A 907-nucleotide genomic window follows, 5' to 3' on the forward strand; every position below is an offset into this window, starting at 1 on the left:
TTCTCATCATGGTAGGGAAATCGTTATATGACAGCAGAAAGAAGCAGCAGTAATCAAGAATACAGGGGCAATAGGGGAGTAAGGTAGCGAATTATTGATATAATATAAATTATAAAGTAGGTGGTTTTTGAAAATGATTTTTGAAAATGTTAGTACGATAGGGGCACTCGCTTTTCTATTTTTAATAATTTATCTTGCGACAAATCCTAAAGATGTAAGCTTGCTAACAATCCCAGCTTACTTTGGTGGAATGCGGGTGACTCATCGCCTTACCGAAAATGGATTTCAAGGTACATTTATTTATACGAGTTGATTAGTAATCTACGTCGTTATAATGATTTGCCTTTTCTTCGCTTCAATCCGTTTAGGCATACGTAACATAAGATATATTAAAGAGAAAATAAGAAAACGTGGAGCTATAAAAAAATAACGCAAAGAGAAACCGTCCTTACAGGCGGTTTTATTGTTATACTGAAGTGCAATTTAGATTATTGTACATGTGAGGAGGGTTAATTATAGAGTACTCAAGAATCTACACATTACGAAATGGCCAAGAAAAATCAATAAAGGTAGAGCCCTGGCGTTCATTTAGAGAAGAAATGAATGTGTTAGGAATTCAGGATCCAGATGTGTTTCAAATTTAGTTAGTGGAATATAGTAAAGAGAGAATGAAAAAGAGTTCTCCTAAAAACAATAGAAGAAAATAGTTTACGTATAAATATTATAATTAAGCACATGTTATATACAAATATAGTGGAGGTGCAACTATGAATATTCAAAGACACGAAAGTAATACAAATGAAATTCTTATTTCTGCTGCTGCAAGTGCCATTGAACAAATGAAGTATGAAATTGCCCGTGAATTAGGAGTCACACTTGGACCTGATACATCATCACGTGCAAATGG

General features: G+C 33.8%; 1 protein-coding gene and 1 pseudogene. Both read left to right on the top strand.

Annotated features, from left to right (window positions below; all coding sequences use genetic code 11):
- Positions 1-133 precede the first annotated feature (133 nt).
- Positions 134-430, top strand: a pseudogene (locus V7S50_RS33980) (hypothetical protein).
- Between the two features lie 337 nt (positions 431-767).
- Positions 768-907 (top strand): small, acid-soluble spore protein, alpha/beta type (locus tag V7S50_RS33985; RefSeq protein ID WP_336584465.1); only part of this gene is annotated, 140 nt, incomplete at its 3' end.

Source organism: Bacillus sp. CCNWLW194 (genome assembly GCF_037120585.1).
GTDB lineage: Bacteria > Bacillota > Bacilli > Bacillales > Bacillaceae_G > Bacillus_A > Bacillus_A basilensis.